Source organism: Azospirillum humicireducens (genome assembly GCF_001639105.2).
GTDB classification, from domain to species: domain Bacteria; phylum Pseudomonadota; class Alphaproteobacteria; order Azospirillales; family Azospirillaceae; genus Azospirillum; species Azospirillum humicireducens.
Window position 1 is genome coordinate 88,055 of sequence record NZ_CP028904.1, and the last position, 16,877, is coordinate 104,931.

12 protein-coding genes are annotated in these 16,877 nt (G+C 69.5%); 6 read left to right on the top strand and 6 right to left on the bottom strand.

The genetic code is table 11. From position 1 onward, the window contains the following. Nucleotides 1-26: 26 nt before the first annotated feature. Nucleotides 27-1,568: an FAD-binding oxidoreductase gene (locus tag A6A40_RS22535; protein ID WP_108548132.1), complete on the bottom strand. Its 1,542-nt coding sequence runs from the start codon at nt 1,566-1,568 to the stop codon at nt 27-29. Nucleotides 1,569-1,763: 195 nt separating this feature from the next. Here A6A40_RS22535 and A6A40_RS22540 point away from each other — a divergent pair, with 195 nt between their 5' ends. From A6A40_RS22540 to A6A40_RS22565, 6 genes are all read left to right on the top strand, one after another. Then, on the top strand, nt 1,764-2,450 hold the full coding sequence (locus A6A40_RS22540) for a LuxR C-terminal-related transcriptional regulator (RefSeq protein WP_108548133.1): 687 nt from the start codon (nt 1,764-1,766) through the stop codon (nt 2,448-2,450). A 5-nt stretch (nt 2,451-2,455) separates the two neighbouring features. Then, nucleotides 2,456-4,474, top strand: coding sequence for a sensor histidine kinase (locus A6A40_RS22545; RefSeq protein WP_108548134.1), 2,019 nt, complete (start codon nt 2,456-2,458; stop codon nt 4,472-4,474). 190 nt (nt 4,475-4,664) lie between these two features. Further along, complete coding sequence (locus tag A6A40_RS22550) at nt 4,665-5,795, top strand: serine-rich family protein (RefSeq protein WP_108548135.1); 1,131 nt, start codon at nt 4,665-4,667, stop codon at nt 5,793-5,795. Between the two features lie 34 nt (nt 5,796-5,829). After that, a complete protein-coding gene (locus A6A40_RS22555; RefSeq protein WP_108548136.1) occupies nt 5,830-7,254 on the top strand; it encodes an NHLP bacteriocin system secretion protein in 1,425 nt (474 codons plus the stop codon). 1 nt (nt 7,255) lies between these two features. Continuing rightward, nucleotides 7,256-9,397: an NHLP family bacteriocin export ABC transporter peptidase/permease/ATPase subunit gene (locus A6A40_RS22560; protein WP_108548137.1), complete on the top strand. Its 2,142-nt coding sequence runs from the start codon at nt 7,256-7,258 to the stop codon at nt 9,395-9,397. Between the two features lie 15 nt (nt 9,398-9,412). Next, nucleotides 9,413-12,292 (top strand): ATP-binding cassette domain-containing protein, encoded by a 2,880-nt coding sequence (locus A6A40_RS22565; RefSeq protein ID WP_108548138.1) that lies wholly within the window; start codon nt 9,413-9,415, stop codon nt 12,290-12,292. 5 nt (nt 12,293-12,297) lie between these two features. On the opposite strand, the gene A6A40_RS22570 is transcribed toward A6A40_RS22565, so the two are convergent. From A6A40_RS22570 to A6A40_RS22590, 5 genes are read right to left on the bottom strand one after another with little or no spacing between them, the layout of a single operon-like run. Beyond that, the gene (locus tag A6A40_RS22570; RefSeq protein WP_108548139.1) at nt 12,298-13,602 is read right to left on the bottom strand and encodes an NAD(P)/FAD-dependent oxidoreductase; all 1,305 of its coding nucleotides are present in this window, start codon (nt 13,600-13,602) and stop codon (nt 12,298-12,300) included. Next, on the bottom strand, nt 13,599-14,798 hold the full coding sequence (locus tag A6A40_RS22575; RefSeq protein ID WP_108548140.1) for a M20 aminoacylase family protein: 1,200 nt from the start codon (nt 14,796-14,798) through the stop codon (nt 13,599-13,601). The genes A6A40_RS22570 and A6A40_RS22575 overlap by 4 nt, the downstream gene beginning before the upstream one ends. Next, nucleotides 14,795-15,346: an L-2-amino-thiazoline-4-carboxylic acid hydrolase gene (locus A6A40_RS22580; RefSeq protein ID WP_108548141.1), complete on the bottom strand. Its 552-nt coding sequence runs from the start codon at nt 15,344-15,346 to the stop codon at nt 14,795-14,797. Before A6A40_RS22580 ends, A6A40_RS22575 begins: the two co-directional genes overlap by 4 nt. A 15-nt stretch (nt 15,347-15,361) precedes the next feature. Continuing rightward, entirely contained in the window at nt 15,362-16,117 is a 756-nt protein-coding gene (locus A6A40_RS22585) for an ABC transporter ATP-binding protein (RefSeq protein ID WP_108548142.1), read from the bottom strand. Next, nucleotides 16,107-16,874 carry an ABC transporter ATP-binding protein gene (locus tag A6A40_RS22590; RefSeq protein ID WP_108548143.1) on the bottom strand — a complete coding sequence of 256 codons (768 nt, stop codon included), beginning with the start codon at nt 16,872-16,874 and terminating at the stop codon, nt 16,107-16,109. The genes A6A40_RS22585 and A6A40_RS22590 overlap by 11 nt, the downstream gene beginning before the upstream one ends. Nucleotides 16,875-16,877 lie beyond the last annotated feature (3 nt).

The window sequence follows — 16,877 nt, forward strand, 5'->3', positions numbered from 1 at the left end:
CTCTGCTGAAAGTCCGGATTCACGCGTCAGCCGATACCGTTGCGACCGGGCGACAGGACACCGGCCGGGTCGCCCACCGCACGCAGTTCCGCCAGCAACGCAGCCGCGGGCGCCTGGCGCAGCGTCTCGGGCACCGGCAGGCCGTTCGCCAGACGATAGGGCACGAATCCGCGCTCCAGCGCTGCTCCGATCAGGTCCCGGTAAGCGGACAGGGCCGCCTCGTCCGCTCCCGGCAGCGCCCGGTCGAACCCCAGCGTGAAATAGCTCAGCAGGCAACGGAAGCCGTTGGACTCGAGTCCGACATTCAGGTCGATTCCAGCCTGTTCCAGCCGGTCGCGCGCCCAGGTCAGGTAATCGGCCAGCGCCCGGAATTCGAAGGGAAAGGCGAGGCAGAGCCAGATCAGCCCGCAGCCGTCGCGGTCGGGATCGGCGGTGGTGAGATCGGGATGCCGCTCCTGGCGCCAGTAGACCGTGCGCAGGTTGCGCCCATCCGGCACACCCAGCCAATCCTCGAAGCCTTCGACCCAGGAGCCGTCGCGCCTTGCGACATCCACCTCCACCGCGCGGGACACCGCGGCGAACCGTCGGGACAGGCGGTCGGCGCGGGCCTCCAGTATCTCCGGCGCCTCCGCGCGGATCATGGCGGAGGCATGCCATTCGTCCAGCGCCGCCGATGCCAGCCGGTCGGCCGGTATCGCCATGCGCACCTCGTCCAGTGCCAGCCACTTGATGCCGTTCCACAGGGTCAGCGACCGGTCGGGCAGGGATTGTTCGCATTGGCAATCGCGCCATACCTCCATGAAGGCGGGCAGGGCATCGAGGCCGCCGATGTCCACCGACAGGATGGCGAGGTCGCTGGGCATGGGCTCCAGCCGGATGACGGCGCCGGTCACCACCCCCAGGTTCGACTGGCTGAACAGCCCGTCGATCAGCGGCCCGGCCGGCGCCGGGTCGAGCCCGACCGTCCGCTCCGCGCCCAGCGGCCCGCAGCCGGTCTGCAGCCGTCGTCCATCCGGCAGGGCGACGTCCAGCTCGCACAGCGACGTCCAACGCTCGCCCATGCTGCCGTCGCCGCGGTCGAGGGCGTTGGCGAGCGCGCTGGCCTCTGCCGGCCCGCCGATGACCGGCACGAAGAAGCGGTCGGTCCTTTCTGCCAGGAAGTCCGCCAAGGCCTTGAACGTGACCCCGGCTTCGACCCGCACCAGCCCGCGCCGCCCATCGAAGCCGGAGATGCGGTCGAGCCGGCGGAGATCGAGGACGACGGCCCCGTCCCTAGTCGGCGCCCGCGATCCCATGCCCCAGTTGGCGCCGCGGCTGACCGGATGGACCGGCAGGCGGTGACGGGTCGCGACCGCCAGGCAGGCGGCCGTCTGGTCGGCGTCGCCCGGACTGACGACGGCCGAAACCCGGACATCCGGCGCGAAGGTGCGGCGGCCCCAGTCCAGGCGTTCGGCGTCCCCGGTCCGGACATGCTCCGGCCCGACGATGCGGCGCCACTCCTCCAGCGCGTCGGCAGGCAGTTCGGCGCCGAAGGGGGAGGCGACGGGGGAGGTGGTCGGCAAGGGCATCGTGGCAATCCCGTCAGCTGTCGTCGGTTCGACAATGCGTGTCCCGTCGGCCGGTGCATGTCGGCCGGCGCATCCTCGCAGATCGTGCATCGATGGCGGCATCCCGTATTCATGGTATGGTGATTTTCCGCAGCGGCCCGGTATGATGAGATCCGGGTCGAACCGTAGATCCGGCAGTCTTCAGGGGGCGTCACAGTGGATCAGGCACGGTCAGCCGCCAGAGTTGACCACGTCATCTCGGTGATCCTGGTGGAGGACGACGCCCCGACCCGGGAATTCCTGGCTGCGTCGCTGGCTGCGGGCGACGGCATCCTTTTGCAGGCTTCCGTCGGGACGTTGGGGGAGGCGCGCACCGTTTTGGAGCGCTGCCGTCCGAGCGTGTTGGTGACCGATCTGAAGCTGCCCGACGGTCATGGCAGCGAATTGATCCGCGAGGTGCGGCAACGGATGCCGGAGACGGAGATCATGGTGATCTCCGTCCTTGGGGACGAGCTGTCGGTGATGCAGGCGGTGCGGGCCGGCGCCTCCGGCTATATTTTGAAGGACGCGCGGCCGATCGACCTGATCGCGGCGGTGCATGACCTGATCAATGGCCGGTCCCCGATCTCCGCATCCATCGCCCGCCATATCATCCGCCAGACCCAGGCCGCGCCGCCCGCCAAGGCGGAGGAAACGCCGCCCGCCCTTACCCCGCGGGAAATGGACATCCTGTGGGGCATCGCCAAAGGCTTCACCTACAACGACATCGCGGCGCGTCTGGGGATCAGCCGACAGACGGTTCCCAGCCATATCAAGAACATTTACCGAAAACTTGAGGTTAACTCCCGAAGCGAAGCGGTCTACACTGCGGTGGAGCGGAGAATCATCAAGCTGTCGGACTGATACCAGTGAGCCAACACATCGCCGGATTGCCGGCGTCCGGTCCGAGCTTGCCGATCCGCCTGCGGGCATGGCTGAAGGGCCGCGGCCCGCTGCTGGTTGTCTATTACGGATTGGCCATCCTTTTCGGTCTCGTCCTGGTGATGGCGACGCCGTCCACGCCGAGCGGCGTTCAGCCCATCGCGGAGGCGCGCTTCGCCCCGTCGGCCGCGGGTCGTCCGATGGACAATCCTCCGCTCGAAGCGATGCCGCCCGACGCGGCCACCGTGCCGCTTCCTTACCGCTGCAAGGCGGTTCCCCATCCCGTCGGCTGCTTCGGCCTCTTCCAACTGACCTTCCGCTACACCGCCAGCCAGGATGAACCCTGGTCCATCCATGTGCCGATCCTGTCCGGTCGCATCACGCTGTGGGTGAACGGAGCGCTGCTGGCCGACAGCCAGACCATCCAGTCGGACGCGGTCGTCAACCAGGCGATTCCGCTGATCCAGCGGGTGCCCACGCCGCTGCTGAGGGAGGGAGAGAACCGGATCGACATCCGCATGGAGGCTTGGAGCCAGTCCGGCGGTTTTCTCGACATGGTGCTGGTCGGTCCGGACCGCTTGCTGCGTTCGGCTTATGGCGAGCGTGAATGGATGATGGTCACGCTGCCGCGCCTGCTGGTCGCATGGCAGGCCGCCTTGTGCCTGTCCCTGCTGATCGTATGGATCGGTCACCGTGATGAGCCGATCCATCTGGTGATGAGCCTGATTCTCGGGCTGGGGGTGCTCCAGGGCCTGCCGATGTTCAGCATCGAACCGAACGGGTTTGAAAGGCTGTTCCGCGTCGTCAATTTTGCCGGCCAGTGGCAGGGAGCGCTTCTGCCCTTCGTGATGTGCCGTCTGGTCGGCCGTGAACTGGCCGTTCCCATCCGGTTTCTGCTGGCGGTTCCGGCGGTGATCGCGGTTGCATTCCTGATCGCCGCCATCGACCCGGCAAGGCTGCAGCAATGGTTCGCACTGCTATGGCTGGTGGTCGTCATTCCCTGGGCCGTCGCCATGCTGGGCTGGTCGGCCTGGATCCTGATTTCGGCGGCGATCAGGCAGAACCATGCCCCTGCCCAGATCGTGCTTGGCAGCCTGATCGTCATCATCATGATGGCCGGCCACGACATCCTGTCGGTGACCGGCGTTCTCGATCTGCGCGTTCCGTCGATGACACGCTATATGGCGCCGTTGCTGATGACCGTGATCAGCGCGACGCTGATGTGGCGGTTCGCCAAGGCACTGGGCGAGGTCAGCCGCTTCAACGACGTTCTGCGGCGCGAGGTGGCGACGGCGGAGGCCGAATTGCGGGCAAGCTTCGACCGCGAACAGGCGCAGACCCGCACCGCGGCGCTCGAAAGCGAACGGCTGCGCCTGACCCGTGATCTGCATGACGGGCTGGCCGGTCAGCTGGTGTCGATCGTGGCCCAATGCGAGCTTCCGCAGCACGACTACCGCCGCATCGGTGCGGCGGCCCGGCAGGCTTTGGACGATCTGCGGCTGGTCGTGGCGTCGCTCGACGACGTCGGCAACGACCTGGGCATGATGCTGGCCCAGTTCTACGACCGCATCGGTCCGCAGCTCCAGGCCCAGGGGATCGAACTCGACTGGCAGATGGCGCCGCTGCCCGACATCGAGGGGCTCAGGTCGGAACATGCCCTGACCCTGTTCCGAATCCTGCAGGAGGCGGTCACCAATGCGGTGCGCCATTCCGGCTGCCGCCGGGTCGCCATCGTCATGGCGCCTGCACCGGGCAGCAACTCCGAAGGCGGTCCCGACGGGGAGGGGCGGTTCGCGGTCCGCATCGTCGTGCGGGATGAAGGCAGGGGAATTCCGGGCGGAACTCCGGGCGGGATCGCTGCCGCACGTTCCGGCAAGGGGCTGAACAACATGCGCATGCGCGCGGCGTCGCTGGGTGCCGAACTGACCCTGCTCAGCGGATCCGACGGAACCCAGGTCATCATCGACCTGCCGTTCCTCCTCCCCGGTTTCCGAGACATTCAGTAGAAAATTACCCGATTTTACACCACTGAAACTTGTAAGAAAGCGGGATTTTCAAGGTCTCCCATAAACATGGGATTACCTCGAACGGATAGCACCCATACAAATGATTTGGCGCGAACTTTGCGCATTTCCCGGCCGCGACGAATGCCGGGTCGAATGACTTCCGATCATCCAATAACCAGGGATTGCAATCATGAGCAAGATGCAGGCGGCGATGGTCGAAATCCCCGATGACGAGCTTGTCGTGGTTGTCGGAGGGACCGGCACGACCAATGCTCAATCGGGTCATGCGCAAGAGGATGAGAACGGGGTCAGCGTCAGTGTCGGTGTCGAGGTTGCCAGCACTTCGGGCAGTGTCGGTGTTTCCACCTCCACCAGCCACAACATCGGCGGCGCCACCGTGACGGCCGAGGCCGGGGCCGGCGCAAGCGGATCGGCCGGCGTCACAATCGGATCGGGCGGCGTGACCGCCACGGCTGAGGGCTTTGCCGGCAGCCAGGGCAGCGTTTCGATTTCGAGCGGGCCGGTGACCGGTACCGTCAGCTACGAGGCAGGCGTCGGCGGCAGCGCCAGCGTGTCGGTTTCCGTCACCGGGGTGGAGGCATCCGCCTCCGGCTCGGTCGGCGTGTCGATGACCACCGAGGTTTCGGCCGGCGGAAATGTCGGCAACGGCGTCACGGTCGAGGGTACGGCCAGCCAGACCATCGCAATCGGCGCCGGCGGCGAGGCAACCGCCTCCATCGGAGCTGGCGGCGTCAATGCCGGGGCCAGCGGCTATGCCGGCATCTATCAGGAAGTCTCGGCTTCCGTCACCGTTGGTGACAACAATGTCAGCGGCACCGGACAGGTGGGCTACATCAGCGGCGGGTCGGTCGGTGGCGGCACCGAGGTCACGGCCGGCTATTCCGACGGCCATGTCACCATCGGAACCGGCGTCAGCGTCGCGGTCGGCATCGGCGGCGTCTCGCTGAGCAGCGAGGTCTCCGTCAACACCGCTCCGCTCGAACATGCCGGCGCCCAGGCCGTGAGCGCGACGGGTGCGGGGGTCACCGATGCGGCGCACTCAGTGGCCAGCAGCGCGCAGAGCACCGCCGGCACGGTCAGCAGCACGGGCCAGTCGGTCGTCACCGCTGCGACCCCGGCGGTGACTGACGCGGCGCACACGGTGTCCAACACCGCCCAGAGCACCGCCAACACGGTCAGCAACACCGCGCAGTCGGTGACGCACGATGTGTCCAACACGGCGCAGAACACCGTCAACAGCGTGGCAAACACGGCCAAGAGCGTCACCAATTCCTTCAAGAGGAAGATGAAGAAGTGGTGATACCGGTCGGGGCGGTAGCGGACGGCAGAGCGGCATGAGCGACAGCGCGACGACGGAACGACCGGGGACGGCGCCGTCGCCGGCCGGCGGCAATCCGGCTGGGTCGGGGGACAAAGGCGGCAAGGCGAGCTTCCGTGCCGAAGCGGCTGCCGCCGCCACCTCCGTTTCCCAGGTGGACGATGCCCTGGAGGTGGTGCGACCGCCGGTTCTGGCCTTCTGCGTCACGCTGGCGTTGCTGGTCGTCGGGGTCGCCGTCTGGGCGTCCCTCACCGATGTGCCGATCAAGGTCACCGGTCAGGGCATCCTGGTCAGCCCGGCCGGCGTCATCGACGTGGTGTCGGAATCCAGCGGCCGGATCAACGACATCCGCTTCAAGCCGGGCGACGTGATCCGCGTGGGCGATGTCGTGGCGCTGGTCGACCAGAGCGAGCAGAAGCTGCGGCTGGCCGAGGCCGAGGGCGAGTTGCAGGATGCCCTTGCCGCCCGCGACGACATGCGGCGTTTCCAGGAGCGCGACCTGCAAGCCGACGAGATCTGGCGGCAGGCGCGCGAGCAGGCGGTCAACGGCAACATCGCCTCGCTGCAGGAACGTCAGCGCATGATGACCGAGCGCGAGGAGTTGGTCCGCCAGCTCGCCGACCGCGGTCTCACCACCCGCGACCGCGCGATCTCAGCCAAGATCGAGCTGTTCACCATCCGCTCCGACCTGGAGGCCCAGCGCAACGAGCTTCAGACCATGACGCTCGACGCCGCCCGCCGCCAGACCCAGCGTGAAAAGGACATGCTGGCGGCCGAGCAGCGGGTGGCGACCGCCTCGCGCGCGGTCGAATCCGCCCGCGACCGCCTGCAGCGCTATGCCGCCGTCCTGTCGCCCTATGGCGGGCGCGTGGTGGAGGCGAAGGCGAACATCGGACAGGTGGTGTCGAGCGGCGCCCCCATCGTCAGCGTCGAACGCGACGGCGCCCTGCCCGGACAGGGCAGCGATCTGGTGGCGTTGGTCTATGTCGGGGCTCAGGACGGCAAGAAGCTGCGCCACGGCATGGAGGCCGACGTGTCTCCGGCATCGGTCCGCAAGGAGGAGCACGGCCATCTGGTCGGCCGCGTCGACCGCGTGGCAGACACACCCGCCAGCAGTGTCGGCATGCTCCGCACCCTGCAGAACGACGCGCTGGTCGGCGAATTCCAAAAGACGCTGCGCACCCCCTTCGAGATCATGATCCGGCTGGAGCGCGACCCGGCAGGCGCACTGCGCTGGTCGACCGGCAATCCGCCCAAGTTTTCGATGGATGGCGGCACGCTGGTGTCGGTGGAGATCACGGTGCAGAAGGTGCGGCTGATCGCGCTGGCTCTGCCGATCCTCCAGCAATGGCTTCGGCTGGACTTGAGCAACGTGGCGGCGGAGCCGGTCCCGGAGCGGGGCAAGGCTCCCGCCGCCGCGCCGGCCTCCTCCGGGGCCTGAGATGCGCACCCCGTCGATCCTGCAGATCGAGGCGGCGGAATGCGGAGCCGCGGCGCTCGGCATCGTTGCTGCCCATTACGGCCGCTGGCTGACGCTGGAGGATTTGCGCGAGCGGTGCGGCATTTCCCGCGACGGCAGCCGCGCCGCCAATCTGGTCCAGGCTGCCCGTGAGCTGGGCTTGCAGGCCCGCGGTGTGCGCACCGAGCCGGAAGGGCTGCACGAACAATCGGGACCTATGATCCTGCATTGGGGAATGGACCATTTCCTGGTGCTGGAAGGACGGCGCGGGCGCTGGTGGTACCTGAACGACCCGGCGCGTGGCCGCCGCCGCGTCGACGATGCCGAATTCCGCCGCCAGTTCACCGGCATCGCCCTGCTGATGGCGCCGGGACCGGAGTTCCGCAAGGGCGGCTCCGCCCCCAGCGCGTTGCGCGGCCTCGCCCGCCGGCTGCGCAAATCCTGGGGCGCGGTGTGGTTCGCCGCGGCGATCAGCCTGCTGCTGGCGATCCCCGGCATGCTGTTCCCCGCCTTCCGCCAGATCTTCATGGACAGCGTCCTGGTTGGTGGTCTGGCCGACTGGATGACGCCGCTGATCGGCGCCATGCTGACGGTCAGCATCGTCACCCTCACCTTCACCTGGCTGCAGAAGAGCGTGCTGCACCGGCTGGAGACCCGTCTGGCCCTGCTCGGCGGCATCGGCTTCATGGAGAGGGTGCTGCGGCTGCCGATGGGCTTCTTCGGCCAGCGCGGGCCGGCGGCGGTCGCCGACCGCATCATGCAGAGCGACCGGCTGGCCGAACTGTTGGCCGGGGAGATCGGCGGCTGCCTGTTCGCCATTCTGACCGCACTGACCTATCTGGCGGCGATGGCCTTCTACCAGCCGGGTCTGGCGCTGGTCGCCGTGATTGCCGCTGCCAGCCTTGCGCTGGCGCTGGCCCTGCTGTCGCGCCAGTTGGAGGAGGGGCAGCAGCGTCTGCTGAACGAGTCGGCGCAGGAAGGCGCCGATGCCAAGCAGGGGCTGCGCATGATCGAGACCTACCGCGCCGCCGGGGCGGAACGGCTGCTGTTCGAGCGGCTGGTGGCCCGCCATGCCCGCGTGCTGAACATCCGCCAGTCGCTGATGCTGCGCCGCGCCGTTCTGCGGCTGCTGCCGGCCTTTGTCGGCGGGGCGGCGTCGGCCGCGGTGGTCACCATCGGCGGCGGCATCGTCGCCGAGGGCGGCATGACCATCGGCGCCATGATGGGCTTCCTGGTGCTGCTGTCGGCTTTCCTGGCGCCGGTGTCGCGCCTCGTCCAGCTCGGTGCCCGCATCCAGGAGGCGCGGTCCTATCTGCGCCTGCTCGACGACACCATGCAGCATCCCATCGCCGAGGAGTTCCGGCAGACCCAGCCGCAGCAGGCTCCCGCCGTGCTGCGCCGGCTGACCGGGCGGATCGAACTGCGCGACGTGACCTTCGGCCATTCGCGTCGGGCGCCTCCGCTGATCCGCGGCCTGTCGCTGACCATCGAGCCGGGCGAGCGGGTCGGAGTGGTCGGCGGCTCAGGCTCCGGCAAGTCGACGCTGGCCCTGCTGACCGCCGGCCTCTACGAGCCCTGGTCGGGCGAGGTGCTGCTCGACGGCAAACCGCTGCGCGACGTTCAGCGCCGGGTGCTGCGGCAGAGCGTGCAGGTCGTCGATCAGAACGTGACCCTGTTCGAAGGCACCGTGCGCGACAACATCGCCCTGTGGGATCCGACCGTGTCGGACGAGCGGCTGTTCGCCGCCGCCCGCGATGCGGTGATCCACGACATCATCATCGACCGCCGCGACGGCTACGCCTCCATGGTCAGCGAAGGCGGCGCCAACCTGTCCGGCGGCCAGCGCGCCCGCATCGAGATCGCGCGCGCCCTGGTGCAGAACCCGCGCATCCTGGTGATGGACGAGGCGACCGCCGCCCTGGACGACCACACCCAGGCGCAACTGCTGTCCAACCTGCGCCGCCGGGGATCCACCATGCTGGTGATCGCACACCGACTGACGGCGATCCGCGACTGCGACCGGGTCCTGGTGATGCAGAGCGGCGAGATCGTCGAGTCCGGCCCGCCGGCCGAACTGGCGCGCCGCGCGGGTGCCTTTTCCACGCTGATGCTGAGCATGGCCTGACCGGATGAGCCGCCGATGACGACCGCCGCAGACGCGACCGCAACCGCCGCAGGCGCAACCGAAGCCCTTGCGGCCGAAAGCTCGGAGGCTGGCCGCGTTCCCGTCATCGACTTCCAGCAGCCGCCCGTGGCGCTCGAACCCGCCGGGTCGGTGTGGTTCCTGGAGCAGGGCGAGGCGGACATCTTCGCCGTCGCCGCCATGGGCGCCAATGCCGGATCCCGCCTGTTCCTGGGACGGTTGCCGGCCGGCAGCCTTCTCGTCGGCATCGACGCCTTCATGCAGGGGCTGATCGCGGTGCCGGCCGCCGGTTCCAGGCTGGAGACCGTCGCCGATCCGCTGGAGGAGATCGAACCGGACGCTCTGCTGGCCGGGATGGAATCCTGGTCGTCCACGCTGATTTCCGGCATCGCCGCCATCCTCTGGCACCCTGAGCGCATCGACCGGCAGGCGCGGTCCGGCACGGCGGCCGACCTGGCCGAATCCCAGCTTGTGATGGTGCAGGAAGCCGGATTGTGGTGCGCGGTGCCGGCGCCCGGCGCCCTGCTGCTGGAGCAGGAGATGGTCCAGGGCATCATGCCGCTGCCGCCGCGCGCCTGGCTGAAGGCGGCGGGGCCGATGCGCATCGTCTTCGGCCGCCGTCCTCTGCACCGCGACCTGCCGGCCGCGCTGACCGGCATCCATGCCCTGACCGCCGCCTGCGGCGAGATGCTGATGGGCGCCCGCGGTCTGGCCGAGGCCGACGAGGCCGGGCGCCTGTCGCTGCGTGGCGCGCGCGAGGCGGAGGAGGGCGAACGCTTCGTCCATCTGGCCGGCCGCCTGCTCGACCATGCCCGCAAGGTGCCGGCACGGTCGGACGGCGGTGGCCATCACGACCCGCTGTTCGCAGCGATGAGAGCGGTTGCCGCCCGCACCAACCCGCGCCTGCGGTTGCGCCGGCCGACTCTGCTGCGTGAGCGCGACCTCGACGTCCAGCCGACGATGGAGGAGATCGCCCGTGCCTCCGGCCTGCACATCCGTCCGGTGACGCTGATGGAGGGCTGGTGGCGCCGTCCGCTCGGTCCGTTGGTCGGGGCGAGGCTGGACGGCATGCCGGTCGCGCTTCTGCCGAGCCGGCGCGGCTACGAACTGCTGGCCGGCGAGGATACAAAGCCGGAGGCGGTCACCGCGCAGGTCGCCGCGGGCCTGTCCCCTTCGGCCTGGACCATGGTGGAGCCGCTGCCGGACCGTCCGCAAACGGTCGGATCGCTGATGCGCTTCGTGCGGACGCCGCCGGCCTTCTGGCTGCTGACGCTGGCGGTGGCCGCCCTGGGCGCGCTGCTCGGCCTCGCCATGCCGTTCGGGATGAAGTTCGCCTTCTCGTCGCTGGTGCCGGCGCGCGACCATGCCGGTCTGTTCGAACTGGGCATCCTGCTGGGCGCGGTGGCCGCTGTCACGCTGGTGATCCAGCTCGTCGGCGAGGTGACGCGTCAGAGCATGCAGACCATGCGCGAGGCCGGGCTGCATGCCGGCCTGTGGGACCGTGTGCTGCGGCTGCCCATGCCGGTTCTGCGCCAGCATTCCGCGGGCGACATGGCGGCGCGGGTGGGCATGGCGATGGCATTGCCGCTGGCTGCCCAGGGGTTCATGGTCGCCGGCATCGGGACCGGCGCGGTGCTGATGGCCAGCATCTTCGCCATGGCGTCCTTCCATGGCGGCGGCGCGGTGGTGGCGCTGCTGGCGCTGGCGGTCCAGCTCGGGCTGGCGGCCCTGTCGGCGGTGCTGCGGGCGCGGGTCTACAAGCTGGGCGAGGCGCTGAACGGGCAGGCCGATTCCCTGGCGATGCAGTTCCTGACCGGCATCGCCAAGCTGCGTCTGGCCGCCGCCGAGCACTGGGCGCTGGCCCATTGGGCCGAGCGTTTCATCGGCATGCGCGAGAAGCGCATGGAGGTGCAGGAGATCGAGGGCCGCATGGCGGCGGTCAACTCCGCCCTGCCGGTGCTGGCGATGGCGGCACTGTTCCTGGTCTTCCATGCCGCCGGGACCGACAGCGCCAGCATCGTCGCGATGATGACCGCCTATATGATCGCCAACGGGGCGGCGGCGGCGCTGGGTGACAGCTTCGGCGCCTTCTATCAGGTCTATGCCGCCCGCGGCTTCGCCGATCCGGTGTTGCAGTGCGCGCCGGAACCGGCGCTGGGGCGCATCGATCCCGGTCGGCTGTCCGGCCGGATCGCGGTCAGCGGGCTGTATTTCAACTATGCCCAGGCGGAAACCCCTGTTTTCGCCAACCTGAATCTGACCATCGCCGCCGGCGAGTATGTGGCCATCCTCGGCCGGTCCGGCTGCGGCAAATCCACCCTTGTCCGGCTGCTGCTGGGGCTGGAGCGGCCGCGGGTGGGCAGCATCACCTATGACGGCAACGATCTGTCCTCGCTCGACCTGGGGCTGTTGCGGCGGCGGGTCGGCACGGTGCTGCAGGGGGCGCAGCTGCCGCCGGGTGCGCTGATCGATGTGGTGCGCGGCCTGAGCGATGCGACCGAGGCGGAAATCTGGGACGCGCTGGCGGCATCGGCCATCGCCGACGAGATCCGGGCGATGCCGCTGGGCGTGCGCACCCCCATCGCCGATGCGTCGCGCACGCTGTCGGGCGGGCAGGTGCAGCGGCTGCTTCTTGCCCGCGCGCTGGTGACCAAGCCCGACGTGCTGATCCTCGACGAGGCGACCAGCGCGCTCGACAACGCCACCCAGGCCGCGACCATCCGCACCCTGACCTCGCTGGACTGCACCCGGATCGTCATCGCCCACCGGCTGGAGACCATCCGCGGCGCCGACCGGATCCTGATCCTGGACGGCGGCCGCGTCGCCCATGCCGGCCGCTTCGCCGACCTGCAGGCCCGTGGGCTGCTGGGGGCGTAGCGCCTTCAGCCCGTCCGGTCCAGCCGCCGCAGGTGCAGCATGTAGAGTCGTGCGAAGCGGGTTATCAGATCGTGGAAGGGAAGCGGTTTGACTGCCGTGAAGGGCAGGGCCAGATCCCGCGGCCGGGCACCGGTCGCTTGGCGGGCGAGTTCCCGCCCCACCGCGGTGCCGAGCGCCATGCCGCGGCCATTGTAGCCGACCGCCCCGACCACACCGGGAGCCAGTTCGTGGAAATGGGGGCGGAAATCGGCGGTCATCGCCAGATGGCCGCTCCAGCTCCGGGCGATTGCCGGATCGCCGGCCTGGGGGAAGACACGGCGGATGCGTTCGCACACCCGCTCGCGCGCCCGTGCTTCGGCATTGGCGGAGCGGACCAGGGTGCAGCCTGAAACCAGCCGGTTGTCGGCGGTCCATCGGAAGAAATGCAGGTCGCCACGCGTGTCGCTGCAGGCCATGTCCGAGGGAAGCACGCTGTCGCGCAGCCGGGCCGGCAGCGGTTCCGTCACCATCTGGAAATTCAGCACCGGCACGATGGAGCGTCGAAGGCCGGGCCAGAGGTCGTCGGTATAGGCATTCGTCGCCAGCACCACGCGGTCGGCGGTCACGCTTCCCTGCGGCGTCGCCAGCCGCCAGCCGCCGCCGGCGCGTTCGATCGCCGTGACGGGGGAGGAGCCGTGGATCCGCACACCCAGGCCGATGGCGGCGCGCGCCAGTTCACGGGCCAGCGCCAGCGGGTTCACATGGCCGCCAGTGGGGGCGACCATCGCCCCGTGCCAGAAGCCGGTGCCGAGCGCCCGTTCGGTCTGGGCGGCGTCGAGCAGGTCGACCTCCGCCCCCAGCGCCCGCCATTGCGCGACCCGCTTCTCCACCGCCGGCATGCGGCCGGGCCGGTGGGCCGGCTGGATCCAGCCCTTTTGCACCCCCTCGCAGCGGATCTGGTAGCGCCGGATCAGGTCGAAGACCAGTTCGGCGGACCCGCCGACCATGCGGGCCAGCGCCGTCCCCATCTCCTCCCCATAGGCGGAGGTCAGGTTCGCCGGGTCGAGGCGGGACAGGGTCGGAATGATCTGGCCGTTGTTGCGGCCCGACCCGCCGAAACCGGGTTCCTGCGCCTCCAGCACGACGGCGCGCACCCCCTGTTCGGCAAGATGGATCGCGGCGGACAGGCCGGTCACGCCCGCGCCGACGATGGCGACGTCGGCCCGCACCGCCTCCTCCAGCGGCGGGATGTCCGGTGCGGCCACCGCGGTCGCCGCCCAATGGGAGTCGGGCATGGGCTGATGGGACCGGGCCTGCTGAAGCATGGTCATTGCGCGGCCTCCGCCGGGAGCAGCGCCTTCGCCAGCGCCACCCAATAGCTGGCGCCGATGGCGAGGTTCGCATCGTTGAAGTCGTAGGCCGGATTGTGCAGCAGGCAGCCGCCCTCGGCCGGTCCGTTGCCGAGCCAGATGTAGCAGCCCGGCCGCTGCTTCAGCATGAAGGCGAAATCCTCGGCGCCCATCGACGGCATGGGATCGTGGTCGATGTTCTCCTCCCCGACCAGGGCCGCGGCCACCCCGGCGCACAGGGCGGTTTCCGCCGGGCTGTTGACGGTCGCCGGATAGCGCCGCTCGTAGCGCACGCTGGCGCTGCAGCCGAAGGAGGCGGCGGTGTGTTCCGCCAATGTCCTCAGACGCGCCTCCACCATATCCTGCACGCTCTCCTTGAAGGCGCGCACGGTGCCGCGCAGCGTGACGTCGGACGGGATGACGTTCCAGGTGTCGCCACCGAAGATCCAGGTCGGCGACACCACCGCGCTGTCCAGCGGGTGCAGGCTGCGGCCGGGGATGGTCTGCAGCGCGGTCAGCAGATGGCCGGCAGCGGTGACGGGGTCGTTGCCCATGTGGGGCATGGCGGCGTGGCTGCCCTTGCCGTGGATCACCACCTCGAAGATGTCGTAGCTGCCCATCATCGGCCCCGGACGGAGCGCGATCTGCCCCAGCGGCAGGCCCGGCCAGTTGTGCATGCCGTAGACGCCTTCCACCGGGAAACGCTCGAACAGCCCGTCGGCGATCATCTCGCGGGCGCCGCCCTCATTCTCCTCCGCCGGCTGGAAGATGACATGCAGCGTTCCGGCGAAATCGGGATCCTCGGCCAGGATCTTCGTGGCTCCCAGCAGCATGGTCGTGTGGCCGTCATGGCCGCAGGCATGCATCCGGCCCGGATTGACCGAGCGGTGGGCGAAGCCGTTCGTCTCCTGGATGTGCAGGGCGTCCATGTCGGCCCGCAGCGCGATGGCGCGGTTGCCGGGACGCCGCCCCTTCAGCGTGCCGACCACGCCGGTGCGGCCCAGCCCCGTCGCCACCTCCAGGCCGAAGTCGCGCAGCTTGGCGGCGACGAAGGCGGCGGTCTCATGCTCCTCGAAGGCGGTTTCGGGATGGGCGTGCAGATGGTGCCGCCAGCGCCGCATTTCGGGCGCCAACGCCTCGGCGGCCGGGTCCAGGCGGACAGTCGCGGGAATGGTCATTCCGGGGTCTCCATGCTGCCGCTTGCGGGCAGGCTGTAGCGGAAGTCGCAGTGGCTGTCGCCCTGCATGATGGTCCTGGTCCGGGTGAAGCGGGCATCCGGCAGGTAGCCGCACATGAATTCGCCATCGCGGTTGCACGACAGGATGTCGCCGATCTCCTGCACGCCCATCTCGCGGTAGCTCTCCGCATAGCGGCACCGGGTGACGTTGAAGCCCAGCCGGTCCGGCGTGCTTTCGACCACCTCCAGCCGCAGGGCGTCGCCGGCGGTCCATAGGGCGAGCCGGTCGCGGAAGGTGGCCAGATCGGCGGTGCCGCGGGTGGCGCGGTCCTCCGCCGCCATGGCGGCGCCGGCCTCGCGCGCCATCGTCTCTATGGCGCGGGCGAGCACGGCCCGCGCCCGCTCCCGCCCGATCTCGGGCACCAGCTGGTCGTACAGCGCCTTGGCGAAGGCCGCCTCGACGCGCCGTCGGTCCAGGATCGGCATGGCGTGGAGCGATGGCGCGGCCGGCGCGGCAGGGATGGGAGGGGTTGCGTCGCTGTGGGTCATCGGTCCGCTCCTTCTTCAGCCGCCGAGATAGGCCGCCCGGACTCGCGGGTCGGCCGCAAGGTCAGCGGCACTGCCGGACAGCGTAACCCGGCCCGCCTCCATCACGTAGGCATGATCGGCGACGCGCAGCGCGGCGCGGGCATTCTGTTCCACCAGCAGGATGGAGGTGCCTTCGCCGCGGATCCGCGTCAGCAGGTCGAAGATCTGCTTCACGACCATCGGCGCCAGTCCGAGCGACGGCTCGTCCAGCAGCAGAAGCCGCGGCTTCGACATCAGGGCGCGGGCGATGCACAGCATCTGCTGTTCGCCGCCCGACAGCGAGCCGGCCTTCTGGGTCAGCCGTTCGCGCAAGCGGGGAAACAGGTCCAGCATCTCCTCCATTCGTGCGGCGCGGTCGTGGCGCAGGGCCCGCCCGCCCAGCAGCAGGTTCTCCCGAACCGTCATGGTGCCGAAGATCTGCCGCCCTTCGGGCGCCTGGGCCAGCCCGCGCCGCACCACCTCGTGGCTCGGGCTGTCGGTCAGGTCGCGGCCGTCGAACACGGTGGCGCCGCCGCTGCTGCGGTAGATGCCGGACAGTGCGCGCATCAGTGTGGTCTTGCCAACGCCGTTGGCGCCCAGCACGGCGACGATGGCGCCCTCGGCGACGTCGAGCGAGACGCCGCGCAGGATCTCCTGCGACCCCATCCGCACCGTCAGGTCGCGGACCTCCAGGATGCGACGGACGGCGTGGGCGGCGGCCGGGGCGGGGGCGTGAACTCCGTCAAGCGGCATCGTCTTCCACTCCCAGATAGGCTTCGAGGACGGCGGGGTCGCGCTGGACCTCGTCGGGCGTGCCGTCGGCGATCTTGCGGCCCGAGGCCAGCACGATGACCCGGCTGCAGCTTCCCATCACCAGCCCCATGTCGTGCTCGACCAGCAGGACGGTCATGCCGCCGGCATGCAGGCGGCGGATGAAGGCCGCCAGCTCGGCCGTTTCGGTGTCGTTCAGCCCGGCGGCCGGCTCGTCGAGGATCAGCAGCCGGGGCGAGGTCGCCAGCGCGCGGGCGATCTCCAGATACTTGCGCTTGCCGTAGGAGAGGTTGGCGGCGATCTCCCCGGCCTGATCGGCCAGCCCGACCCGTTCGAGCGCTTCCCAGCTGCGCTCGCTGACCGCGCGGCTGCGGGCGCCGCCATTGACCAGGGCCTGCCAGGGCGACTGGCCGGACCGGCCCACAGCGCCGACGGACACGTTGTCGAACACCGTCATCGTCGGGAAGACGCGCAGGTTCTGGAAGGTGCGGCCCATCCCCATGCGGGCGATTTGCCAGGGCTTGCACCCGGTGATGTCGCGCCCGGCGAAGGTCACGCTGCCCTCCGATGGCGGCGTGAAGCCGGTGATCAGGTTGAACAGGGTGGTCTTGCCGGCGCCGTTCGGGCCGATCAGCCCGACCAGCTCGCCCTCGGCGATGGCGGCGCTGACGTCGCCGACCGCCAGCAGGCCGCCGAAGCGCCGCGTCAGACCCTGGATGTTCAGAAGTGTGTCGCTCATGGT

Coding starts and splice junctions, on each gene's coding strand:
- A6A40_RS22535 (WP_108548132.1), bottom strand. CDS start 1,568: ATGCCCTTGCCGACCACCTCCCCCGTCGCCTCCCCCTTCGGCGCCGAA.
- A6A40_RS22550 (WP_108548135.1), top strand. CDS start 4,665: ATGAGCAAGATGCAGGCGGCGATGGTCGAAATCCCCGATGACGAGCTT.
- A6A40_RS22555 (WP_108548136.1), top strand. CDS start 5,830: ATGAGCGACAGCGCGACGACGGAACGACCGGGGACGGCGCCGTCGCCG.
- A6A40_RS22560 (WP_108548137.1), top strand. CDS start 7,256: ATGCGCACCCCGTCGATCCTGCAGATCGAGGCGGCGGAATGCGGAGCC.
- A6A40_RS22565 (WP_108548138.1), top strand. CDS start 9,413: ATGACGACCGCCGCAGACGCGACCGCAACCGCCGCAGGCGCAACCGAA.
- A6A40_RS22570 (WP_108548139.1), bottom strand. CDS start 13,602: ATGACCATGCTTCAGCAGGCCCGGTCCCATCAGCCCATGCCCGACTCC.
- A6A40_RS22575 (WP_108548140.1), bottom strand. CDS start 14,798: ATGACCATTCCCGCGACTGTCCGCCTGGACCCGGCCGCCGAGGCGTTG.
- A6A40_RS22580 (WP_108548141.1), bottom strand. CDS start 15,346: ATGACCCACAGCGACGCAACCCCTCCCATCCCTGCCGCGCCGGCCGCG.
- A6A40_RS22585 (WP_108548142.1), bottom strand. CDS start 16,117: ATGCCGCTTGACGGAGTTCACGCCCCCGCCCCGGCCGCCGCCCACGCC.
- A6A40_RS22590 (WP_108548143.1), bottom strand. CDS start 16,874: ATGAGCGACACACTTCTGAACATCCAGGGTCTGACGCGGCGCTTCGGC.